The sequence below is a fragment of the Anaeromyxobacter dehalogenans 2CP-C genome (genome assembly GCF_000013385.1).
Classification (GTDB): Bacteria; Myxococcota; Myxococcia; order Myxococcales; family Anaeromyxobacteraceae; genus Anaeromyxobacter; species Anaeromyxobacter dehalogenans_B.
Window position 1 is genome coordinate 153,141 of the sequence record NC_007760.1, and the last position, 21,314, is coordinate 174,454.

Annotated in this window: 22 protein-coding genes; 16 read left to right on the top strand and 6 right to left on the bottom strand. The window is 75.7% G+C overall.

The window, feature by feature from the left end; genetic code table 11:
- The first annotated feature begins 1 nt into the window (after position 1).
- The 7 genes from ADEH_RS00680 to ADEH_RS00710 all read left to right on the top strand — a co-directional run bounded on the left by ADEH_RS00680 (position 2) and on the right by ADEH_RS00710 (position 8,003).
- Entirely contained in the window at positions 2–529 is a 528-nt protein-coding gene (locus tag ADEH_RS00680) for a PilZ domain-containing protein (RefSeq protein ID WP_011419190.1), read from the top strand.
- A 187-nt stretch (positions 530–716) separates the two neighbouring features.
- Positions 717–2,897 (top strand): glycoside hydrolase family 57 protein, encoded by a 2,181-nt coding sequence (locus ADEH_RS00685; RefSeq protein ID WP_011419191.1) that lies wholly within the window; start codon positions 717–719, stop codon positions 2,895–2,897.
- Between the two features lie 48 nt (positions 2,898–2,945).
- Positions 2,946–3,815 carry a diguanylate cyclase gene (locus tag ADEH_RS00690; protein ID WP_011419192.1) on the top strand — a complete coding sequence of 290 codons (870 nt, stop codon included), beginning with the start codon at positions 2,946–2,948 and terminating at the stop codon, positions 3,813–3,815.
- A 133-nt stretch (positions 3,816–3,948) separates the two neighbouring features.
- Positions 3,949–5,145: an MFS transporter gene (locus ADEH_RS00695; protein WP_011419193.1), complete on the top strand. Its 1,197-nt coding sequence runs from the start codon at positions 3,949–3,951 to the stop codon at positions 5,143–5,145.
- Positions 5,146–5,153: 8 nt separating this feature from the next.
- Positions 5,154–6,155: a galactose-1-phosphate uridylyltransferase gene (locus ADEH_RS00700; RefSeq protein WP_011419194.1), complete on the top strand. Its 1,002-nt coding sequence runs from the start codon at positions 5,154–5,156 to the stop codon at positions 6,153–6,155.
- Positions 6,156–6,183: 28 nt separating this feature from the next.
- Positions 6,184–7,611: a glycogen synthase GlgA gene (glgA, locus tag ADEH_RS00705; protein WP_011419195.1), complete on the top strand. Its 1,428-nt coding sequence runs from the start codon at positions 6,184–6,186 to the stop codon at positions 7,609–7,611.
- A gap of 50 nt (positions 7,612–7,661) precedes the next feature.
- Positions 7,662–8,003 (top strand): hypothetical protein, encoded by a 342-nt coding sequence (locus ADEH_RS00710; RefSeq protein ID WP_011419196.1) that lies wholly within the window; start codon positions 7,662–7,664, stop codon positions 8,001–8,003.
- 18 nt (positions 8,004–8,021) lie between these two features.
- On the opposite strand, the gene ADEH_RS00715 is transcribed toward ADEH_RS00710, so the two are convergent.
- From ADEH_RS00715 to ADEH_RS00730, 4 genes are all read right to left on the bottom strand, one after another.
- Positions 8,022–9,263 carry a metallopeptidase family protein gene (locus ADEH_RS00715; RefSeq protein WP_011419197.1) on the bottom strand — a complete coding sequence of 414 codons (1,242 nt, stop codon included), beginning with the start codon at positions 9,261–9,263 and terminating at the stop codon, positions 8,022–8,024.
- A 165-nt stretch (positions 9,264–9,428) separates the two neighbouring features.
- On the bottom strand, positions 9,429–10,349 hold the full coding sequence (locus ADEH_RS00720; RefSeq protein ID WP_011419198.1) for an SIR2 family protein: 921 nt from the start codon (positions 10,347–10,349) through the stop codon (positions 9,429–9,431).
- A gap of 58 nt (positions 10,350–10,407) precedes the next feature.
- A complete protein-coding gene (gene thiO, locus ADEH_RS00725; protein ID WP_011419199.1) occupies positions 10,408–11,538 on the bottom strand; it encodes a glycine oxidase ThiO in 1,131 nt (376 codons plus the stop codon).
- 70 nt (positions 11,539–11,608) lie between these two features.
- Entirely contained in the window at positions 11,609–12,121 is a 513-nt protein-coding gene (locus ADEH_RS00730; RefSeq protein WP_232287398.1) for a TetR/AcrR family transcriptional regulator, read from the bottom strand.
- A 208-nt stretch (positions 12,122–12,329) separates the two neighbouring features.
- Here ADEH_RS00730 and ADEH_RS00735 point away from each other — a divergent pair, with 208 nt between their 5' ends.
- Genes ADEH_RS00735 through ADEH_RS00745 form a run of 3 tightly spaced genes read left to right on the top strand, consistent with a single transcriptional unit; the run spans position 12,330 to position 15,165 of the window.
- A complete protein-coding gene (locus tag ADEH_RS00735) occupies positions 12,330–13,571 on the top strand; it encodes a DNA polymerase IV (protein ID WP_232287399.1) in 1,242 nt (413 codons plus the stop codon).
- A gap of 45 nt (positions 13,572–13,616) precedes the next feature.
- A complete protein-coding gene (locus ADEH_RS00740) occupies positions 13,617–14,477 on the top strand; it encodes a nucleotidyltransferase family protein (RefSeq protein WP_011419202.1) in 861 nt (286 codons plus the stop codon).
- Entirely contained in the window at positions 14,413–15,165 is a 753-nt protein-coding gene (locus tag ADEH_RS00745; RefSeq protein WP_011419203.1) for a metallophosphoesterase family protein, read from the top strand. Before ADEH_RS00740 ends, ADEH_RS00745 begins: the two co-directional genes overlap by 65 nt.
- Positions 15,166–15,273: 108 nt before the next feature.
- Here the strand turns inward: ADEH_RS00745 and ADEH_RS00750 are convergent, their stop codons facing one another.
- Together ADEH_RS00750 and ADEH_RS00755 are read right to left on the bottom strand one after the other, a co-directional pair.
- On the bottom strand, positions 15,274–15,654 hold the full coding sequence (locus ADEH_RS00750) for a response regulator (protein ID WP_011419204.1): 381 nt from the start codon (positions 15,652–15,654) through the stop codon (positions 15,274–15,276).
- Complete coding sequence (locus ADEH_RS00755) at positions 15,651–16,616, bottom strand: DHH family phosphoesterase (RefSeq protein WP_011419205.1); 966 nt, start codon at positions 16,614–16,616, stop codon at positions 15,651–15,653. The genes ADEH_RS00750 and ADEH_RS00755 overlap by 4 nt, the downstream gene beginning before the upstream one ends.
- A 308-nt stretch (positions 16,617–16,924) precedes the next feature.
- Between ADEH_RS00755 and hprK the strand changes: the two genes are divergently transcribed.
- From hprK to ADEH_RS00785, 6 genes are all read left to right on the top strand, one after another.
- Entirely contained in the window at positions 16,925–17,890 is a 966-nt protein-coding gene (gene hprK, locus ADEH_RS00760; RefSeq protein WP_011419206.1) for an HPr(Ser) kinase/phosphatase, read from the top strand.
- Complete coding sequence (gene rapZ / locus ADEH_RS00765; RefSeq protein WP_011419207.1) at positions 17,887–18,771, top strand: RNase adapter RapZ; 885 nt, start codon at positions 17,887–17,889, stop codon at positions 18,769–18,771. The genes hprK and rapZ overlap by 4 nt, the downstream gene beginning before the upstream one ends.
- Before the next feature lie 110 nt (positions 18,772–18,881).
- The gene (locus ADEH_RS00770) at positions 18,882–19,298 is read left to right on the top strand and encodes a PTS sugar transporter subunit IIA (protein WP_011419208.1); all 417 of its coding nucleotides are present in this window, start codon (positions 18,882–18,884) and stop codon (positions 19,296–19,298) included.
- A gap of 43 nt (positions 19,299–19,341) precedes the next feature.
- Positions 19,342–19,836: a PTS sugar transporter subunit IIB gene (locus ADEH_RS00775; protein ID WP_011419209.1), complete on the top strand. Its 495-nt coding sequence runs from the start codon at positions 19,342–19,344 to the stop codon at positions 19,834–19,836.
- A gap of 16 nt (positions 19,837–19,852) precedes the next feature.
- On the top strand, positions 19,853–20,548 hold the full coding sequence (locus tag ADEH_RS00780; protein WP_011419210.1) for a PTS sugar transporter subunit IIC: 696 nt from the start codon (positions 19,853–19,855) through the stop codon (positions 20,546–20,548).
- Positions 20,545–21,312 carry a PTS system mannose/fructose/sorbose family transporter subunit IID gene (locus ADEH_RS00785; RefSeq protein ID WP_011419211.1) on the top strand — a complete coding sequence of 256 codons (768 nt, stop codon included), beginning with the start codon at positions 20,545–20,547 and terminating at the stop codon, positions 21,310–21,312. Before ADEH_RS00780 ends, ADEH_RS00785 begins: the two co-directional genes overlap by 4 nt.
- Positions 21,313–21,314: the final 2 nt, after the last annotated feature.

Here is a 21,314-nt window from a genome sequence, read left to right on the forward strand (position 1 = left end):
CGTGACCGAGCCACGCCGCTACGAGCGCATCGACGTCGAGCTTCCCTGCCGCCTGTACATCCCCGGCGAGCGCGGCCTCAAGTTCGAGGCCCACTGCACCTCGCGCAACCTCGGGCTGGGCGGCGTGTTCCTCTCCTCCTCGTTCCTGCTGCGCGAGGGGCTGGAGCTGTTCGTCGAGCTGGGGCTGCCGGGCGGCCCGCTCGCGATCCGCGCCCGGGTGGCGCACACGGTGCCGGGCGACGACCCGGAGCTCGAGGCCGGCTTCGGCGTCGAGTTCCTGGACGTGGACGCGGCCGGGCGCGAGACCTTGCTCCGCTACTTCACCCCGCTCCGCTACCACGAGTTCTACCGCGCGTTCGCCGGGGAGTTCCCGCACCTGCGCGAGCGCGTGCCGGTGGCCGACGTGGCCCTGCTCCTCAACCTCTGGGAGGAGTGGAAGGTCCGGGGCGAGGGAGGCCCGGCCTTCACGGCGTCGGGCGCGCCGCCGGCGCCGGCGAGGGCCGGCGCCGCACGCCGCGCCCGACGCTAGGTTCGCGACGAGGGCTGCGCCCTCGCCCCACCGAGCAGAGCTCGGCGGGGCCCCACTCCTGCTGCGCGGGGCCCGTGACCTCGCGCGCCCGCCGGCGAGGGCGGGAGCAGCCCCGGTCGCCCGCCGCCGCCGCCGAGGCGCCGGGCGCATTTGCGCGCGGGGCGTCCGCGTTCTACCGTCCCGCCAGATGACGCCCGTTCGCCTCGCGCTCCTCTGGCACATGCACCAGCCCCCGTACCGCGAGCCGGAGACGGGCGCCTACCTCATGCCGTGGGTCCGGCTGCACGCCACCCGCGCCTACCACGACATGGCCTGGATGCTGGAGCGCCACCCGGGCGTGCGCTGCACCGTGAACTTCACCCCGGTCCTGCTCGAGCAGCTCGAGGACTACGCGCAGGGGACCGCGCAGGACCGACTGCTCGAGCTGAGCGCACGCCCGCCCGCCGACCTCGGCCCCGAGGACCGCCAGCAGATCCTCCGCTCCTTCTTCATGGTCGGGTGGGAGACGAACGTGAAGCCCATGCCGCGCTACTGGGAGCTGCTCCAGAAGCGCGGGCGCGAGCTGCGCGGGGTGGACCTGGCGCGGCTCGCCCAGTCCTTCGACGACCAGGAGCTCCAGGACCTGCAGGCGCTGTTCAACCTCGCCTGGATGGGCTTCGGGGCGCAGGCGGACGAGCCGGCGGTGCGCGCGCTGCGGGAGAAGGGGCGCGGCTACACCCGCGCCGACGTGGACGCGGTGCTCGAGGTGCAGCGGCGCATCGCGGCCGGCGTCGTGCCGCGCTGGCGCGCGCTGCAGGACCGCGGGCAGGTCGAGCTCTCCACCACGCCGTACTACCACCCGATCCTCCCGCTGCTCTGCGACACCGACGCCGCGCACCGCGCGCTGCCCGGCATCCCGCTCCCCCCGCGCTTCGCCCACCCCGAGGACGCGCGCTGGCACGTGCGCGAGGCGATCGCGTCGCACGCGCGCCGGTTCGGGCGGCCGCCCGCCGGCATGTGGCCGGCGGAGGGCTCGGTCTCGCCGGAGGCGCTCGAGATCCTCGCCACCGAGGGCGTGGGCTGGGCCGCGAGCGACGAGGGCGTGCTGCTGCAGTCCTTGCCGGCGGCGGCGCCGCGCCTGCGCTCGGTCTACCGGCCCTGGCGCGTCGCGGCCGGCGCCGGGCGCGAGCTCCGGATGCTGTTCCGCGACCGCGCGCTCTCCGACGTCATCGGCTTCACCTACGCGCGCGTCCCGGCCGCCGAGGCGGTGGCCGACTTCTCCGCGCACGTGCGCGCGGTGGCGGACGCGTGGGCGCGGGACGGGCAGCCCGGCGCGCCGACGGTGGGCGTGTTCCTCGACGGCGAGAACGCCTGGGAGCACTACCCGAGCTCGGGCCACGACTTCCTCGACCGGCTCTACGACGCGCTGGAGCGGTCGGACCGCGTCGAGACCGTGACGATGTCCGAGGCGACGGCGGCCCCCGGGGGCCCGCCCATCGCGCGCATCCACACCGGCTCCTGGATCGAGGCCTCGTTCCGGATCTGGATCGGCCACCGCGAGGACTGCGAGGCGTGGACGGCGCTGGGCCGCGTCCGCGAGGCGCTCGCGCAGGCGGAGGAGAAGGGGGAGCTCCCCGCCGAGCGGCTCGCCCGCGCGCGCCGGCACCTGTACGCCGCCGAGGCGTCGGACTGGTACTGGTGGTACGGCGAGGACTTCACCACCGAGCAGGCGGCGGAGTTCGACGCGCTGTTCCGCGCGCACGTGAACCGGGCGGCGCTGCTCTGCGGCGTGGACCCGCCGCCCGAGTCGCAGGCGCCCATCAAGCGCGCCGGCGCGCCGGCGCCGGGCGGCCTCGAGGCGAAGCCGCTCCGCGAGCCGGTGATGCTGCTCACCCCGGCCCTGGACGGCCGGGAGACGACCTACTTCGAGTGGCAGGGCGCCGGCCTGTACCGGCCCGGCCAGCACCGCGGCTCGATGTACGGCGGCGCGCAGGCGTTCCACGTGCTCCGCTTCGGCTTCGACCTCGCCGCGCTGTACCTCCGGCTCGATCCGGCCGAGTCGCCGGCGCGCGCCGCCGAGGTCGCGACGCACGTGCGCGTGTCGGTGCGCTCCCGCGACGGCCAGCGCTGGGTGGACTTCCCGCTCGAGCCGGACGGCGCGCCGCGCCCCGGCGCCTGGCGCGGCAAGGCGCTGGGCCGGCTCGCGTTCGCGCAGGTGGCGGAGCTGGAGCTGCCGTTCGCGGGGCTGGGCCTGTCGCCGGGCGACCGGATCGACCTCGCCGTCCACGCGCTCCGCGGCGAGGTCGAGGTGGAGCGGCTGCCGCGCTACGGCTACCTCACGCTCACCGTGCCCGACCAGGACTTCGAGCGCATCCACTGGCGGGTGTAGCGCGTCGTGCGCCTGGCGCGCGGGGGCCCGGTGTAGACTCGCGGTCGCATGGCCGACGATCCCACCCGCGTCCGGACCCCGGAGGAGCGCGCCGCCGCCGCGGCCGGCCACTGCCTCGTGTTCGTGGCCGGGGACGGCGCGCTCGGCCTGCGCGTGCCGCTCGACGGCGAGGTGGTGCTCGGGCGCGATCCGTCCTGCGCGGTGTCGCTGCCCGCGGGCGACGTCTCGCGCCGGCACGCCCGCGTGGTGCCGGACGGCGAGGGCCACCTGGTGCTGGACCTCGGCTCGACCAACGGGACCTGGGTGAACGGGCGCGAGGTGGCGGTGCACCGGCTCGCCCCGGGCGACCGGGTGCAGGTCGGCCCGTTCGTGGCGCGGTACCTGCGCGCCGGCGACGCCGAGGAGTCGGAGCTCGCCGCCCTCGCGGACCTGGCGCTGCGCGATCCGCTCACCGGGCTGCCCAACCGCCGCGCCTTCGAGGAGTCGCTCCGCCGCGAGGTGGCGCGGGCGCGGCGCGGCGGCGCCCGGCTCGCCGTGGCGGTGCTCGACGTGGATCGCTTCAAGGACGTCAACGACCGGCACGGCCACGCCGCCGGCGACGTCGCGCTCGCCGAGGTGGCGCGCCGCGCCGCGGCCGCGCTGCGGGCCGGCGATCTCCTGGCGCGCATCGGCGGCGAGGAGCTCGCCGCCATCCTCCCCGGCGCCGATGTGGCCGCCGCCGCCGAGGTGGCCGAGCGGGTCCGCCGGGCGGTGGGCACCGAGCCGGTGCAGGCGGGCGGGCAGGCGCTGCGCGTGACCGTGTCGCTCGGCTGCGCCGAGCTCGCGCCCGGCGACGCCGACGGCGCCGACGTGTTCGCGCGCGCCGACGGCCACCTGTACCGCGCCAAGAACGCGGGACGCGATCGCGTGGCGTGGTAGCGCCGCCGCCCCGCGATTCCCCGCCTCGCGCGCGTGAGTCAATCCCCGGACCGAGCCAGGCGCTCCCGGCGCCGCCCCCGGCCCGGCAGGAAAGCCTGCGCCCCGCCCCTGGCCGGGTTATCCTCGCGCCCGCGTGAAGAACCGGTCCGCCCTCGCGATCCTCTTCGTCATCGTCTTCATCGATCTGCTCGGCTTCGGGATGGTCATCCCGGTGATGGCCCTCTACGCCGAGCGGCTCGGCGCGCCGGACGCGCAGATCGGGTGGCTGATGACCGGCTACTCGGCCATGCAGTTCGTCTTCACGCCGATCTGGGGCCGGCTCTCGGATCGCCACGGCCGCCGGCCGCTGCTGCTCGTCTCGATCGTGATGACGGCGGTCGGGTTCCTGGGCTACGCGCTGGCCCCGAGCTTCGCGTGGCTGCTCGTCTCGCGCCTGTTCGCCGGCGCCGCCACCGCCAACATCGCCATCGCGCAGGCGTACATCGCCGACGTGACGCCGCCGGAGGGGCGCGCGCGCGGCATGGGGCTCATCGGCGCGGCGTTCGGGCTCGGCTTCGTGCTCGGGCCGGCCATCGGCGGCCTGCTCTCGGCCATCTCGCTCTCCGCGCCCGGCTACGCGGCGGCGGCGCTCGCGGCGGTGAACGGCGTGGCGGCGTTCTTCGTGCTGCCCGAGCCGGCCGCGCACGTCCAGGCCGAGCGCCGGCCGCACCTCGAGGCGCTGCTCGGCGGCGTGAGCCGGCCCGGGATCCGCCGGCTCATCCTCATCTACTTCATCGCCATCCTCGCGTTCAGCGGGATGGAGGCGACGTTCGCGCTGCTCGCGGTGCACCGCTACGGGCTCGACCAGCGCCAGGTGAGCTACGTGTTCGCGCTCATCGGCGTGGTCGCGACGGTGGTCCAGGGCGGCCTCATCGGCCCGCTCAGCCGCCGCTTCGGCGAGCGGGCGCTGCTCGTGGCCGGGCTGCTCCTGCAGGCCGCCGCGCTCGCGGCGCTGCCCTACGCCGGCTCGGTGGCGGGCCTGCTCGTCGCCACCGTGCCGCTCGCGTTCGGCTCGAGCCTGACCACCCCGTCGCTCACCTCGCTCATCTCGCGCTCGGCGCGCGCCGAGGACCAGGGCGGCACGCTCGGGATCGGCCAGTCCGCCGCCGCGCTGGGGCGCATCGCCGGCCCCATCTCCGCCACCCACGCGTACAGCCAGCTCTGGTTCGCGGCGCCGTACCTGGGCGGCGCGACGCTCATGCTCGCCGGCGCCGCGGTGGGCTCGACGCTCCGGCGCCCGCCGCGCCACGAGCCGGTGGAGCCGGGGGCGGCGCCGGCGGAGGAGGGCTAGGGCCCCGCATGCCGGATCTCCGCCGCGACCCCATCGTCGGCCGCTGGGTGATCATCGCCACCGAGCGCGCCCGCCGCCCCTCCGACATGCAGCGGGCGGCGCCCGCGCCGCAGGGCGGGCTGTGCCCGTTCGACCCCGGCAACGAGGGCATGACGCCGCGCGAGGTGTACGTGGCGGGGCGGGCCCCCTCCGCGCCGCCCAACGCGCCGGGCTGGAAGGTGCGGGTGGTGCCGAACCGCTTCCCGGCGCTCAAGATCGAGGGCGAGCTGGACCGCCAGGCCGAGGGCATCTACGACCGGATGAACGGGATCGGCGCCCACGAGGTGATCGTCGAGACGCCGGACCACGGCCGGTCCATGGAGGACCTCTCCGCGGCCGAGCTCACCGAGGTGCTGTTCGCGTTCAAGGCGCGCATCCTCGACCTGCGCAACGACCTGCGCTTCAAGTACATCCTGCTGTTCAAGAACCACGGCCACCTGGCCGGCGCCTCGCTCGAGCACGCGCACTCGCAGCTCATCGCGCTGCCGGTGGTGCCGCGGCAGGTGATCGAGGAGATCGAGGGCGCCCGCCGCCACCACGACCTGAAGGAGCGCTGCATCTTCTGCGACATCGTGGGGCAGGAGCGGAAGGAGCGCGCGAGGCTGGTGCTCGAGAACGACGAGTTCGTGGTGTTCGCGCCCTGGGCCCCGCGGAGCCCGTTCGAGACCTGGATCATGCCGAAGCGCCACCAGTCGAACTACGAGGCCGAGCCCAAGGAGCGGCTGGCGCTGTGCGCGGAGGCGCTGGGCAGCACGCTGCGCCGCCTGGGGGGGGCGCTCGGCAAGCCCGCCTACAACTTCATGGTCCACTCCAACCCGCTCCGCGACGCGCAGAGCCCGAGCTACCACTGGCACATCGAGGTGATGCCGGCGCTCACGCAGGTGGCCGGGTTCGAGTGGGGCTCCGGGTTCCACATCAACCCGGTCCCGCCCGAGGAAGCCGCGGAGTTCCTGCGCAAGATGCCCGGCTAGCCGCGCCGGAAGATCCATACTGAGCTCGATGCAGATCCTGTTCGTCGCCTCGGAGGTTGCCCCCTGGTCGAAGACGGGCGGGCTCGGGGACGTGGCCGGCGCGCTGCCGCGGGCGCTCGCCGAGCGCGGCAACGAGGTGGTGGTGGTGACGCCGCGCCACGGGTCGATCGACCCGCGCGCGGCCGGGCTCCAGCCGGTCAGGACCTCGCTCCACGTGCGGGGCGAGCCGGTGGCGCTCTGGGTGAAGCGGGGGCCCGCGCCCGTCTACTTCGTCGAGCACCCGCACCTGTTCGGCAGCCGCCGCGGCCTGTACGGCGACGGCGGGCGCGACCACCCCGACAACGCCGAGCGGTTCGCGTTCCTGACCCGCGCGGCGCTGGCCCTGCCCGGCGCGCTGGGGCTGCGGCCGCGCATCCTGCACCTCAACGACTGGCAGTGCGGCCTCGGGCCCTGGCTCCTCCGCCACGAGCACGCGCGCGATCCGGCGCTCGCCGGCGCCCGGACCGTGTTCACCATCCACAACCTCGCCTACCAGGGGCTGTTCCCGAAGCAGGTGCTGCCCGCGCTGGGCCTGCCCTGGGAGGTGTTCCGCTGGGAGGCGATGGAGTTCTTCGACCAGCTCTCGTTCATGAAGGCCGGGCTGGCGTTCGCGGACGCGCTCACCACCGTCTCGCCCACCTACGCGCGCGAGATCCTCACGCCGGAGGGCGGGGCCAGCCTCGACGCGCTGCTCCGGCACCGCGCCCGCGACCTGCACGGCATCCTGAACGGCATCGACGTGCACGCCTGGGACCCGGCCCGGGACCCGCACCTGCCCGCGCACTTCACCCCGGGCGAGCTCGCCGGCAAGGCGGCGTGCAAGGCCGCGCTCCAGCGCGAGGTGGGCCTGCCGGTCCGGCGGGACGCGCCGCTGGCGGGGCTGGTGACGCGGCTCGCCGAGCAGAAGGGCATCGACCTCGTGGCCGCGGCGCTGCCGGCGCTCCTCGCCCGCGACGTGCAGGTGGTGCTCCTCGGGAGCGGGGACCCGGCGTACGAGGAGGCGTTCGCGCGGGCCGCGCGCGAGCACCCCGACCGCGTCGCGGCGCGCATCGGGTTCGACGAGGGGCTGGCGCACCGGATCGAGGCGGGCGCCGACCTGTTCCTCATGCCCTCGCGCTTCGAGCCCTGCGGCCTCAACCAGATGTACTCGCTCCGCTACGGGACCGTCCCGGTGGTGCGGTCGGTGGGCGGGCTCGCCGACACGGTGGAGGACTTCGACGGGTTCGCCCGCGGCACCGGCTTCCGCTTCGCCGAGTACACGCCGCAGGCGCTCCTCACCGCCACCCGCCGCGCGCTCGACGTGTTCCGTGACCGGCGCGCCTGGCGCGGGCTGGTGGAGCGCGGCATGGCCGAGGACAACAGCTGGGAGCGCAGCGCGGCGAGGTACGAGGCGCTCTACCGCACGCTCGCGCCCTGACCGGTCGCCCGCGCCTTCCCGGCGCCGCCGGCGGTGCGCAGGGTGCGGTCATGGCCACCGCACCCCACGACGACCCGGAGCCGACCGCCCGGCCCACCGAGCAGATCCCGCGCGAGCGGCTGGAGGACGACGACGAGCGGCTCGTGCCCTCGGCGAACGTGGGCGGCGCGGCCCCCACGCCGCTCGGCGCCGACTCGGGGGGCGACCTGCCCGGCCCGGAGGACGACCTCGCGAGCATGTCCGAGCCGGAGCCGCCCGAGCCGCCGGAGGTGGGGGCGGTGCACGTCCGCCGCGCCGCCGCCGGCGAGGAGGGCGAGGAGGCCGAGGAAGGCGAGGCCGGCGAGGAAGAGGAGGGCCGGCCCCGGCCCGGCGCGCCGCGGACGCGGCACTGAGCTGCCCGGCCCGGGCGGCTACTCGAGGCCGCGGTCGCGCAGCTCGTCGTCCGACTCGCCGTGCAGGTGCCCGAGCTCGTGCAGGAGCGTCACGCGCACCTGCTCGGTGAGCTCGGCCCGGTCGCGGGCGAAGCGGAGCAGGTTCTTGCGGTAGAACACGATGCTCCGGCAGCGGGGCCCGTCGGCCTCGGTGCAGGCCTCGTCCGCGGGCGGGCCGCGGTAGAGCCCGAGGATCGACGGCGAGAGCGGCGGCTCGACCGCGGTGAGGTCCTCGGTGTCGGGCAGGTCCTGGATCTCCACCGGCGCGAGCTTCAGCGCCTCGCGCTCGGCCGCGGGGAGCGCCGCCACCGCGGCCTCCACCTCGGCCCGGAACGCGCCCGCGTCCACGGCCAGCTCGTCCTTGAAGTCGTCCGGCGCGAGCGACCGGGCCCGCGCCAGGAGCGCCGCCGCGCGCCGGCCCTCCCCGGTGCGCTCGGCGACCAGCCCGAGCTGGTGGATGGCCCACGGGTCGTCGGGCGCGATCGCGAGCGCCCGCTCGAACGCGCGCCGCGCGTCGCCGAAGCGGCACAGCTCGAACAGCGCCACCCCGCGCTCGTAGAGCGCGTCCGGGTCCTTCGGCCGGACCGCGAGCGCGCGCTCGAGGTGGGCGAGCGCCAGGTGGCTGCGGCCGAGGTCGTTCTCGGCCATCCCGGCCACCAGCTCGAGCCGGGCCGCGAGGTCCTTGTCCTTGCGCGGCGGACGGGTGGCGCTGCGCACGCCGCGCACCGCGTACTCGAGGCCGGCCTCCAGCGCGTCGCGGGCGGAGCCCAGCCGGCGGACGTGCAGCTCGGCCGCGCCGAGCAGCGCCTCGGGCTCGTCCGGATCCACCGCCAGCGCGCGGGCGAAGGCGAGCCGCGCCTCGTCGAGCCGGTCGAGCGCGGCGAGCGCCGCCCCGCGCGCGGTGAGCGCCGGCACCATCCGCGGCGAGAGCCGCAGCGCCTCGTCGGCGCAGGCCAGCGCGCGCTCGCGGGCGCCCGCGTCCAGCGCCGCGACCGCCTCCTCGGCGAGCGCGCTCGGCGCCGCGAACGGCTCGCCCGGCAGGCACGCCTCCGGGCGGACCCGGGCCCCGCGGGCGGGCGGCGGGACGTAGCGGGCGGGCGTGATCGTCCCGCGCGCGACGTGGTTCGCCGGCGGCGCCGCCGGGGCGGGCGCGGGAGCGGTGGACGGGGTGCAGGCCGCAGCGAGCAGGAGGACCGCCGCACGGCGGAGCGGCAGAGACATCGGCGCGAGCTTGCCACAGCCCTCGGGGGCGCGCCAGCCGGGGTCCCCCGGCCCGCGAGCGCCCGCGCCGCCAGCCGTGGGGCCCAGGGCGCAGGCGCCCGCCCGCCGGGCGCGCGCGGACCCCGCCGTCCCCCGCGTCCGGGGGGACGGGGGCGGGCCGGGAGGTCAGCGCGGGAGCGGGGCCAGCGCCGCCTCGCACCGGTCGGCGAGCGCGCCCAGGAACGCGAGCAGCTCCGGCGGGTGCACGGGGTCGGAGGCCCTCAGGTCCACGCGGGCGATCCGGTCGAGCTCGAACGTGGCGAGGTCGAGGTCGGTGGAGGTCCCGAGCTCGAGGAACCAGGCCACCGGGAGCACCTCCAGGTCGCGCAGCTTGGTCCAGATCCAGCGCAGGTTCGGGTCGTTGAACCCGTAGCCGACGAGCAGCAGCTCGCGGCCGACCGCGTCGGAGCAGAAGCGCAGGTCGATGGCGTGCGCGGCCAGGCTGGCGCGCCGCTGGAAGTCGGTCTCGCTCACCACCAGCGTGGCGGGGCGGTCGAGCGTGCCGTGCAGCTTGTAGACGGGGAAGCGCGAGACGAAGCGGCCGCCGGCGGGGTCGAGGCGCCAGCGCTGCAGGTCGTCCGGCGCCGCCACCACCTGGCAGGCGCGGCCCGCCCAGGCGAACGTCCGCTCCAGCAGGTCGTCGAAGTTGGTGGTGTAGAGCGCGGGCACGAACCCGGCCAGCCGGACCAGGAGCCGGTGCAGCGGCAGGCCCGCGGGGTCGATGCCGGAGGTGTCGAACAGCGCCGCGAGCCGCTCCACCAGCCGCGCCTCGCCGCAGAGGGCGCGGTGGGCCTCGGGGACGCGGAGCAGCGTCTCCAGCGCCACCGGGTCGTCCGGCCCGGGCGGCGAGAAGCGCGCCGGCGCGTCCGGGAGCCGCTCGCGGAGCACCGGCACGAGGTCGCGCGCCAGCGCCGCCACCGCCTCGCGCCACGACGGCAGCCCGGCCCAGCGCGAGGCGCCCGCGCCCACCAGCAGGAGGAGCTGGCCCCGCGCGAGCCGGTCGAAGAGGTGGTCCTGCACCTCCCGGATGTCCGGCGCGCCGCGCATGGGCCCGGTGGAAACCTGCGGCCCGGGGCGGCGCCGGGCAAGGCGGGCGGGCCCGCGCCTACTTCCGGCCCGCCGCCTGCGGGCGCCCGGCCCCGAGGCGCGCCGGCGAGAACGGCGCCAGGTCCACCGGCGGCGGCGTCCCCAGCACCGCCGCGGCCACCGCGTCGGCGGTGATGGGCGCGAGCAGGATGCCGTTCCGCGTGTGGCCGGTGGCGTAGTGGAGCCCCGGCACCGTGCCCGCGCCGAGGATGGGCGAGCCGTCCGGGCTGGCGGGGCGGAAGTTGGACCAGGTCTCGACGACCGGCGCGCCCGCCAGCGCGGGCGCGATCTCGAGCGCGATGTCGAGGACGCGCCGCAGCCCGCCCGCGGTCACCGCCTTCTCGTGCCCGACCTCCTCCATGGTGGAGCCGCACAGGATCCGCCCGTCGGCGCGCGGCACCACGTAGCCGTTCGCGGAGAACACCACGCGCGAGAGGAGCGGCGGCCGGGTGTCGAGGAGCGCGATCTGGCCGCGCACCGGGCGCACCGCGCCGGGCGGCAGCCCGTTCCCCTCCACCTGCATGCTCCAGCTCCCCGCCGCGAGCACCACCGCGTCCGCCTCGATGCGCCCGGCGGCGTGGTCCACGCCCACCGCGCGCCCGCCCTCGTGGACGATCCGCTCCACCTTGCCGGTGACGAAGCGGGCCCCGGCGCGCGCCGCCGCGACGTACACGGCCCGGCCCAGCAGCCGCGGGTCCACCGAGGCCTCGTCGGCGAAGTACAGCGCGCCGCGCGCCTCGGGCGAGACGCCCGGCTCGAGCCGGCGCACCTCGGCGTCGTCGAGCACCTCCACCGGCAGCCCGGCCTTGTGGAGCTTCTCGGCGCGGCCGGCGAGGAGCCGGGCCTCCGGGTCGTCCACCGCGATCTCGAGCGTCCCGCCGCCGCGGAGGCCGACCCACATGCCGCTCGCGGCCTCGACCTCGCGCGCGAACGCCGGGTAGCGCGCCAGCGAGGCGGCGCAGAGCGCGTAGAACGGGCCGGGCTCGAGCGCCTCGACGCCGGGGGAGAGGATGCCGCCGGCCGCGTAGGAGGCCTCTGCGCCCGGCACCGCGCGCTCCAGCACCACCACCTGCTTGCCGGCCTGCGCCAGGCGCAGCGCCACCGAGGCGCCCTGCAGCCCGGCGCCGACCACCACCACGTCCGTCTTCATGGTGCGCGAGCCTACGCCCGCCCCGGCGCGCCGGAAAGGCTCGCGTGCGCCGCGGCGAGGGGCCGATCGCTCAGCCCCGGGGGCCGCCGGCGCGCGGGGCGAGCCCGTTCGCCAGCACGTGCAGCACGTGGGCGCGCCAGGCCTCGGGGGCGAGCTGCTGCCCGACCATCGGCAGCATCGCCTCCCGCGAGGACGCCACCAGCGCGGCGAGGCCGCCCACCGTCACGACGGCCAGCACCGGATCGACGCCGCCGTCGGTGCCCTCGGCGATCACCGCCGCCGCCCGCCGGAGCGGGTCGAGCAGCGCCGGCTCGGCGGTGGTGAGCTGGGACAGGTACGGGGCGCCGTCCAGGTACTCGCGCACCAGGATCTGCGCGCCCATCGCGTCGTGCATCATGGCGTCGAGGTAGGCGGCGATGACCGCCTCCGGGCCGCCCGAGCCGTTCTCGACGAAGCGCGACAGCTCGTTCGCCGCCGACAGCCAGACCGCGCGCAGGATGTCGAGGTAGAGGGCGCGCTTCGAGGCCCAGTGGCGGTAGATGAGCGCCACGTTGCAGGACGCACCCCGTGCGATCCCCTGCACGCGGGCACCGTGGTACCCCCGCTTCGAGAACTCGGCCCTGGCCGCGTCCCAGATCCGTTCCGCGATCCCGGCCCGCGGAGGACCGATACGGCGGGTAGCCACCGATCCGTCCATGCAAGCCGCTACTTACCGGGCCACTTGATCAGGATCAAGTGGCGCGGCGTCCCCGTTGGGCACGGCAGGGGGTTGTCCTATGTACAGGAGGCCGATGACCCCGGGACCCCGCACCATCCTCCACCTCGACCTCGACGCGTTCTACGCGTCGGTGGAGCAGCTCGACCACCCCGAGCTGCGCGGCCGCCCCGTGATCGTGGGGGGGACCGGCAACCGGGGGGTGGTGTGCGCGGCCAGCTACGAGGCCCGGAGGTTCGGCGTCCGCTCGGCGCTGCCCACCGCCAGGGCCCGGCGGCTCTGCCCGGACGGCGTGTTCCTCCCGCCCCGCTTCGGGCGCTACTCGGAGCTGTCGCGGCGGGTGTTCGACGTCTACCGGCGCTACACGCCGCTCGTGGAGCCGCTCTCGCTCGACGAGGCGTTCCTCGACGTCACCGCCAGCCGGGCGCTGCACGGCGGGGGGCCGGACATCGCGCGGGCCATCAAGGCGGCGGTGCGGGGCGAGTGCGGGCTCGCGGTCTCGGCCGGCGTGGCGGACGTGAAGATGGCGGCGAAGATCGCCACCGACCTCGGCAAGCCGGACGGGCTGGTGGTGGTGCCGCCGGGCGGGGTGGCGGCGTTCCTGGCGCCCTTGCCGGTGGGCCGGCTGTGGGGCGTGGGCGAGGTGACCGAGGCCGCGCTGCGCCGCATCGGCGTCGCCACCATCGGCGACCTCGCCCGCATGCCCGAGTCGGCGCTCGCCGCCGCGCTCGGGCCCACGCACGCGCGCGGCCTGCGCGCGCTCGCGTGCGGTGAGGACCCGCGCGAGGTGGTGCCGGACGAGGAGGCGAAGTCGGTCGGCGCCGAGGACACGTTCGACCAGGACCTGCTCGGCCGGCCGGCGCTCGAGCGCGAGCTGCTCGCGCAGGCGGGCACGGTGGCGCGGCGGCTGCGCGCGGCGGGGCTGGCCGGCCACGTCGTGACGCTCAAGGTGAAGTACGCCGACTTCACGCTGGTGACGCGCCGGGTGACGCTCGAGCGGGCCACCGACGACGACCGCGCCATCTTCGACGCGGCGTGCGCCCAGCTCGCGCGGGTGGACCTGCGCCGACCGGTGCGCCTCACCGGCATCTCGGTCTCCGGCTTCGCGGGCGACGAGGAGCGCGGGCAGCTCGGGCTGTTCGGCGGCGCGCCCGCTCCCCCGCCGCCCGAGGCGTCGCGCCGCAAGGCGCTCAACGCCGCGCTCGACGCCTTGGCGGGCCGCTTCGGCGAGGGCGCGGTGACGCGGGCCGACCTGGCCGGCCGGCCGCCCCGCCGGCGCCACGGCGATCCCGAGGACGGCGGCGACCCGGAGGGCTGAGGGCCCGGTTTGCCCCGCGCCGCGGGGCGCCGCAGGTTGACGGGCATGGGCGCGGGCACACGGCCGGGCGAGGACCTCGCCATCCGGGAGCGGAGCCAGGGCGAGCTGGACGCGCGGGCGACCGCGCTGCGGGCGCTCGCCCGCTCCGGGGTGCCGTTCCTGGTCGCGGGCGCGTACGCGTTCTTCGAGTACACCGGCATCTTCCGCGACACGAAGGACCTCGACCTCTTCCTGCGCGAGCAGGACCTCGACGCCGCGTTCCGCGTGCTGGAGGACGCGGGGTTCCGCACCGAGATCACCGACTCCGGCTGGATCGGCAAGGCGTGGCAGGGCGAGTGGTTCGTGGACCTCATCTTCTCGTCCGGCAACGGCGTGGCGGTGGTGGACGATCTCTGGTTCACCCACGCGCGGCCGGGGCGGGTGATGGACGTGGAGGTGCTGCTCGCGCCGCCCGAGGAGATGATCTGGTCGAAGAGCTTCGTGCTGGAGCGCGAGCGCTACGACGGCGCCGACGTGAACCACCTGCTGCACGCCTGCGGCGCGGGCATGGACTGGGACCGGCTGCTGCGGCGCTTCGACCGCTACTGGGAGGTGCTGTTCTCCCACCTGCTCCTGTTCCAGTTCGCCTACCCGGGCGCGCGCTCCATCGTGCCGGACCGGGTGATCGAGGAGCTGGTGGGGCGCACGCTCGAGAACCTGCGGAGCGGCGATCACCCGGTGGCGATGTGCCGGGGGAGCCTGATGTCGCGCGTGCAGTACGTGCACGACGTGGAGCGGCTCGGGCTCCACGACGGCCGCCGCTGGGACGAGGCGGAGCGGGGACCGGCGGGGAGGGCGGGACATGGCGGAGCAGCAGGCGCAGACGCAGCAGGCGGAGCGGACGTTTCGCCTGGCGGCGGCGGCTGACCTGCACTGCCGCTCGGACCAGCACGGCCGCTTCCGCGAGCTGGTGCGGATGGTGAACGGCGAGGCCGAGGGGCTGGTCATCGCCGGCGACCTCACCGACCACGGTACGCTCGACGAGGCGAAGACGCTCGCGGAGGTGCTCTCGCAGCTCCGGGTCCCCTGCGCCGCCGTGCTCGGCAACCACGACTACGAGGGCGGGGTGGTGCGCGACATCTGCCGGGTGCTGACCGAGGCCAAGGTCACCCTGCTCGACGGCGACCACGCCGTGTTCGACCGCCGCATCGGCATCGCCGGCGTGAAGGGGTTCGCGGGCGGGTTCGAGCGCGGGATGCTGCAGGCGTTCGGCGAGCCCGCCATCAAGGCGTTCGTGCAGGAGTCGGTGAACGAGGCGCTGAAGCTCGAGGCCGCGCTCGCGCAGCTCGAGATCCCGAAGAAGGTGGTGGTGATGCACTACGCCCCGGTGTTCGAGACCACCGAGGGCGAGGACCTGCAGCTCCGCCCGTTCCTCGGCTCGAGCCGCCTCATCGGGCCCTGCGAGGCGTTCGGGGCGCGGGCCGTCTTCCACGGCCACTCGCACCACGGCACGCTGGAGGCGCGCACGCCGAAGGGCGTGCCGGTCTACAACGTCGCCATGCCGCTCCTGCGCAAGCTCATGGACGACCGGCGCTTCAGGGTGTTCGAGGTGTAGCCCTTCGACTCCGGCGGTCCTGCGGCCCGCCTACGCTCAGGGAGAGCGGAGAGCGATGGCGCTCATCCCGAGCGTCGCGGCCTCGAGGCCGCGCGGGGTCGAGGGACCTCAGTGCCGCATGGGCGGGGGCCCGGCGGCCTTGCGGACGCGCTCCAGGATCTCGTCCATCCCCACCGACTTCGGGATGTAGCCCTGGGCGCCGAGCAGCTCCGCCTCCCACTCGAAGCCGTACGCGGAGAGGATCAGGATGGGCACGGCGGCGCTCTTCGCGTCCCCGCGCATCCGCTCCATCACGCCCCAGCCGTCGAGCACCGGCATCTTGAGGTCGAGCAGGACGATGCCCGGCGCCTCCTCGTCCACCTTGGCGAGCGCCACCTCGCCGTTCTCGGCCTGCTGCACCGGGTAGCCGGCGTCCACCAGCACCTCCGAGAGCGCCTCGCGGAAGTCGTCGTCGTCGTCCACCACCAGGATGTACTGGCCCGGGGTCATGGTGCGTTCGGCTCCCCCCGGAGCGCGGAGGCGATCTCCGCGGCGATCCGGCGCGCGTCCGCCAGCCGGTCCGGCGCGAGCGACACCGCCCCGACCACCGGGTGCCCCCCGCCGCCGTACCGCTCGCAGAGCTTGGAGATGTCGTGCGTGCGCTTCTCGCGGGCCCACGGGTTCGAGCCCACCGACACCTTGGTTCGCTTCGGGTCCTTCGACACCACCACCGTGTAGCGCGCCTCCGGGAACAGGTCGTAGGCGATGAACTTGTTCGCGGCCTCGATGCCGGTCTCGCCGAGGTCGATCTCCACCACCCCGTCCCGCACCCGGGCATTGCGTCGAACCACGTCCACCGTGCCCCGGTGCCGCTCGAGGATGGGCTCGAGCGGCGCCGCCACCCAGGCCTGCGCCGCGATCTCGGCGAGCGGCATCCGCTGCATGGCGCCGATGAGGCGGGTCGGGACGGACGGGTCCTTGGTGGCCTCGAGCAGCGTCATGATCCGGAGCGCGGGCGCCTCGAGCCGCACCGCCACCGCGGCCGACTCGAAGCGGGCCGCGTCGATGACGTCGGCCCAGCGCACCAGCTCGTCCAGCTCCGGCGCGCGCCAGCCGAACCGGTCCGCGAGCGTGCGCGCGATGAAGCCGGTGCAGCTCGGCGCCTTCGGGTCCCAGAACTTCTGGCCGGTCCCGTCGCGCTCGAACGCCTCGCGGTCGGCGGGCGTCGGGAACGCGCTGGCGTGGTGGTCGAACCACCAGTCGAGGCGGGGCGAGTAGCGGAAGTCCACGCACGCGTTCACGTCCGCGCCGAAGGCGTCGGCGGGGAACGCGTCGCCCTGCTGGTGCTGCACGGGGCGGTAGCGGACGCCGGCGAGGCGCGCCCCCTCGCGCTCCTGGAACCAGCGTCCGAAGAGGGCGGCCGAGGCGCAGCCGTCGAAGCAGTTGCCGTGGTAGAGGAGCTCGAGCTGCATGGCGGGCCGGGCAATCTAGTGACCTCGGGAGCATAGCGTCAACGCGCGTCGCAGGCCCGGGCGGCGATCTGTACCCAGAGGGGGAAGCCACGGCGGCCCGTGCCTCCGGTGCGGGCCGTGCGGGCGCGCGCGTTCTCTGTAAGTGAACACGCTCGGAGCGTGCGGGGCCCGCGGTCCGGCGGCCGCCCCGGGGCGCGCGGGCGCTCGACCCGCGGCGGCGGCCGCGTCCGGCCCCGGGGCGCGGGGCGCCACGCCGGCGCGCGCCGAGGTGGCGGGCCCGGGTTTCGCCGGGTTAGACTCGGCACCCCATGGATGCGATCCGCGTCGGGGCGCTCCTCGACGACACCAAGTTCGATCTGCGGCTCACGCTCGTCGCGGGCAAGCAGGGCCTGTCGCGCCGGATCAGCTCCTCGCGCATCCAGAAGCCCGGCCTGGTGCTCGCCGGGTTCACCGAGTACCTGCACAAGGAGCGCGTCCAGGTGTTCGGGAACACGGAGATGAGCTACCTCGCCACCCTGCCGCGCGAGCGCTCGGTCGAGGTGCTGCGCAGCTTCTTCGCCCAGGACGTCTCCTGCCTGGTGGTGACGAAGGGGCTGCAGCCGCCGCCCGAGATGACGGCGGCGGCGGACGAGGCCGGGGTGCCGCTGCTCCGCACCAGCCACCTCTCCTCCAACTTCATCGAGTCGGTGCAGAACTGCCTCGAGGACGTGCTCACCGCGCAGACCTCCATGCACGGCGTGCTGCTCGACGTGTTCGGCGTCGGGATCCTGCTGCTCGGCAAGTCCGGCATCGGCAAGAGCGAGATCGCGCTCGACCTCATCATGCGCGGCCACCGGCTGGTGGCCGACGACATCGTGGACGTGAAGCGCAAGACGCCGGAGTCGGTGTTCGGCGCGGGCTCCGAGATCATCAAGCACCACATGGAGATCCGGGGCCTCGGCATCATCAACATCAAGGACCTGTTCGGCGTCGCCGCCATCCGCGAGCGCAAGAAGATCGAGATCGTGCTCGAGCTGGTGGAGTGGGATCCGAACGTGGAGTACGACCGGCTCGGCGTCGAGGAGCGCAAGTTCCGCATCCTCGACGTGGAGATCCCGATGCTGGTCGTGCCGGTCCGGCCGGGCCGCAACATGACCACCATCGTGGAGGTGGCCGCGCGCAACCACCTCCTCAAGCTCCAGGGGCACCACTCCGCCCGTGAGTTCCAGGAGCGCCTGAACCGCGCCATCGCGCTCGCGCCGGGGGGGCGCGTCGGGGAGATCGACGTCGAATGACCGCCACGGTGAGCCACGCCGGGCCGCAGGTGGTGATCCTCACCGGCGTGTCCGGCTCGGGGAAGTCCACCGCGCTGCGCGCGCTGGAGGACGCCGGCTTCTACTGCGTAGACAACCTCCCCATCGTCTTCCTCGAGAAGCTGCTCGAGCTCTCCGGCCACACCGCCGGCGAGGTCTCGCGCATGGCGCTCGTGGTGGACGCGCGGGAGGGGCGCTTCCTGGTGGAGGCGCCGCGGGTCATCCGCGAGCTCCGCCAGAAGGGCGCCGACGTGGAGGTGCTGTTCCTCGACGCCTCCGACGAGGCGCTGGTCCGGCGCTACTCCGAGACCCGCCGCCGCCACCCGCTGGCCGGCGAGGGCGGCACCGTGCCCGACGGCATCGCCGCCGAGCGGCTGGCGCTCGCCGACGTGCGCGGGATCGCCGACGAGGTGATCGACACCACCACGCTCAACGTCCACGAGCTGAAGCGGCTCGTCACCCGCCGCTTCGTGGCGGGCGACGGGGCGAAGCTGGGCGTGACGCTGGTGTCCTTCGGGTTCCGGTTCGGCATCCCGACCCACGCCGACCTGGTGCTCGACGTGCGCTTCCTGCCGAACCCGTTCTTCGTCCCGGAGCTGAAGCCGCACCCCGGGACCGATCCGCGGGTGGCGGAGTTCGTGCTGGGCCAGGCGGACGCGAAGGCGTTCCTGGAGCGGCTCGTGGACCTGCTCGGCTTCCTGCTGCCGCGCTACCGGAACGAGGGGAAGAGCTACCTCACGATCGCCATCGGCTGCACCGGCGGCAAGCACCGCTCGGTGGCGCTCGCCGCCGCGCTGGCCGAGCGGCTCGAGGGCTCCGGCCAGCCGGTCCGGCTCTGGCACCGGGACGTCGAGAAGGAGTAGTCCGCGCCGGGCGTTCGGCGCTGGCCGCCGGGCGCGGCGGCGTATATGGTACGCGCGCGCCGGGGGGCCGGACGCGGCCGGGCACTCATCCGCCGCGAGGACGCGAGGACATGGTCGGACTGGTGGTCGCCACGCATGGACGGCTCGCGGAGGAGCTCCTGCTCACCGCGGAGGGGATCGTCGGGCGCCTGGAGCGCTGCGAGGCGGTGAGCATCGTGGCCGGCGCGTCGATGGACGAGGCCCGCGAGCACATCGCCGCGGCGGTGAAGCGGGTGGATCAGGGCGAGGGCGTGCTCGTCCTCACCGACATGTTCGGCGGGACGCCCGCGAACCTGGCGCTCACCTTCCTCGGGGACAAGCTGGAGGTCGTCACCGGGGTGAACCTCCCCATGATCATGAAGCTCGCGACCGCGCGGGGCGAGGGCGTCTCGCTCCACTCGGTGGCCGAGCTGGTGACCGCGTACGGGCAGAAGAACATCACCCTCGCCTCCGAGCTGCTGCGCACCCGCGCGCGGAGCCGGACGTAGCCGCCCGCTGAATGGCCGGCCGGGAGCGACCGTCGAGTCTCACGTGATCCCCCTGGTCCGCGTCGACAACCGCCTGCTGCACGGCCAGATCCTCGAGACCTGGGTGCCCCGCCTGCGCATCGACCAGGTGATGGTCGCGGACGACGAGGCGGCCGCCAGCTCGCTGGCCCAGGCGGCCATGACCCTGTGCGTCCCGCCGGAGCTGCCGGTGCGGATCCGCCGGGTGGCCGAGGTGGACTACGCCGGGCTGGCCTCGGGCGGCGCCAAGGTGCTCGTGCTGGTGCGCGACGTGGCCGGGCTCGCGGCCGCGCGCGCGGCCGGCCTCACCGCCGCGCTCGCACCCAAGGTGAACCTGGGCAACCTCCACTTCGGGCCGGGGCGGCGCCTGGTCACGCCCTCGGTGTTCGTCTCCGAGGAGGACCTCTCCCTGCTGCGCGGGCTCGCCGCGGAGGGCTTCGACGTGGAAGCCCGCGCGATTCCTTCCGAATCCCCCACGGGTTTGGCGGAGATCGAACGCCGGTACGCCGCGGGCCATTAGGTTACACTCGTCCGGCTTGGGTCTTCTCTTCCTAGGGCTCGTGGCGGGCCTCGCCGCCGTGGAGCGCAAGGGGTTCCTGCAGGCCATGCTGTCGCGCCCCATCGCGCTGGCCCCGGTGGCAGGCTGGGTGCTGGGCGACGCGGCCGGCGGGCTGGTGGTCGCGGCGCCGCTCGAGCTGCTCTGGCTGGGCGCGGTCAACCTCGGCGCGGCCGTGCCGGTGCACGAGGCGCTCGGCGCCGCCGCCATCGCCGGCGGCGCGGTGCTGGCCGGCCGGGCGGTGGGCTCCGGGGTCACGCCCGAGGTCGCGGTGCTGGCGGTGCTGCTGGCCGCCCCGGTCGCGCTCGTGGGCCGGCGCGCCGACAAGGCGGTGGAGGGCTGGAACGAGCGGCTGGCGCGCCACGCAGAGGCGGCGCTCGCGAGCCACCGGGTCGCCGAGGCCGCGCGCTCGAACCTCTACGGCCTGGCGGCGCCGTTCGCCATCGCCGCCGTGCTCGCGCCGCTCTCCGCCTGGCTGGCCGAGGCGCTCATCCCCCGCCTGCTCGCCGCCGTGCCGGGCGCGGCCGCGCCGCTGCGGGTGGGGTACTTCGCGTTCGCCGCGCTGGCCTGCGCCGCCGGCGCGAAGGCGCTCCGCTCGCGCGCCGCCCCGCGCCTGTTCTTCGCCGCGTTCGCCGCCGCCTTCGCGGCCCTGCTCACCTGGAGGCTGCTCGGGTGAGCGCGCGCGTCCCGAGGGCCACGCTGGTGCGCGTCTTCTGGCGCTGCCTGTTCCTGCAGGCGGCCTGGAACCGGCGCGGCATGCAGAACCTGGGCTTCGCCTTCGCGATCGACCCGGCGCTCCGCGCGCTCTACCCCGAGCCCGCGCGGCGCGAGGAGGCGCTCGCGCGCCACCTCGGCTTCTTCAACTGCCACCCGTACATGGCCGCCGCGATCGTGGGCGGCGCCATCCACCACGAGGAGCGCGTGGCGGCGGGCCTCGAGCCGGGGCAGGGCCCGCTCGCCTACAAGGCGACGCTGCAGGGCCCGCTCGCGGCGGTCGGCGACGGCTTCTTCTGGACCGCGCTCCGCCCGTTCTTCGGCGCGCTGGCGGTGGTGGGCGCGCTCCTGCTCGGCGTGCCGGCGCTGGTGGCGGCGCTCGTCGTCTACAACGCCATCCACCTGGCGCTCCGGATCGGCCTGTTCCGCGCCGGCTACCTGCGCGGCGACGCGCTCGTCGGGACCATCGCGCACCTGAACCTGCCGGTGGTGGCCGACCGGCTCCGCGCCGGCGGCGCGGCGCTGTGCGGCGTGGCGGGCGCCGTGTTCCTCATGCGCGGCGCGGCGGCGGGCGGACCGCCGGCCGCGGCGCTCGCGGCCGCGGCCGCGGCGGGCGGCTACGCGGCGCTGGCCCGCGGCGCGCGCCTGCTCCCCACCGCCTACGTCGCCACCCTGGCCGGGGTCGGCGCCGCGCTCCTCCTCGGCCACCTCCACGGGAGCAGCTAGGG

Coding starts and splice junctions, on each gene's coding strand:
- ADEH_RS00685 (WP_011419191.1), top strand. CDS start 717: ATGACGCCCGTTCGCCTCGCGCTCCTCTGGCACATGCACCAGCCCCCG.
- ADEH_RS00690 (WP_011419192.1), top strand. CDS start 2,946: ATGGCCGACGATCCCACCCGCGTCCGGACCCCGGAGGAGCGCGCCGCC.
- ADEH_RS00700 (WP_011419194.1), top strand. CDS start 5,154: ATGCCGGATCTCCGCCGCGACCCCATCGTCGGCCGCTGGGTGATCATC.
- glgA (WP_011419195.1), top strand. CDS start 6,184: ATGCAGATCCTGTTCGTCGCCTCGGAGGTTGCCCCCTGGTCGAAGACG.
- ADEH_RS00710 (WP_011419196.1), top strand. CDS start 7,662: ATGGCCACCGCACCCCACGACGACCCGGAGCCGACCGCCCGGCCCACC.
- ADEH_RS00715 (WP_011419197.1), bottom strand. CDS start 9,263: ATGTCTCTGCCGCTCCGCCGTGCGGCGGTCCTCCTGCTCGCTGCGGCC.
- ADEH_RS00720 (WP_011419198.1), bottom strand. CDS start 10,349: ATGCGCGGCGCGCCGGACATCCGGGAGGTGCAGGACCACCTCTTCGAC.
- thiO (WP_011419199.1), bottom strand. CDS start 11,538: ATGAAGACGGACGTGGTGGTGGTCGGCGCCGGGCTGCAGGGCGCCTCG.
- ADEH_RS00735 (WP_232287399.1), top strand. CDS start 12,330: ATGACCCCGGGACCCCGCACCATCCTCCACCTCGACCTCGACGCGTTC.
- ADEH_RS00740 (WP_011419202.1), top strand. CDS start 13,617: ATGGGCGCGGGCACACGGCCGGGCGAGGACCTCGCCATCCGGGAGCGG.
- ADEH_RS00745 (WP_011419203.1), top strand. CDS start 14,413: ATGGCGGAGCAGCAGGCGCAGACGCAGCAGGCGGAGCGGACGTTTCGC.
- ADEH_RS00750 (WP_011419204.1), bottom strand. CDS start 15,654: ATGACCCCGGGCCAGTACATCCTGGTGGTGGACGACGACGACGACTTC.
- ADEH_RS00755 (WP_011419205.1), bottom strand. CDS start 16,616: ATGCAGCTCGAGCTCCTCTACCACGGCAACTGCTTCGACGGCTGCGCC.
- hprK (WP_011419206.1), top strand. CDS start 16,925: ATGGATGCGATCCGCGTCGGGGCGCTCCTCGACGACACCAAGTTCGAT.
- rapZ (WP_011419207.1), top strand. CDS start 17,887: ATGACCGCCACGGTGAGCCACGCCGGGCCGCAGGTGGTGATCCTCACC.
- ADEH_RS00770 (WP_011419208.1), top strand. CDS start 18,882: ATGGTCGGACTGGTGGTCGCCACGCATGGACGGCTCGCGGAGGAGCTC.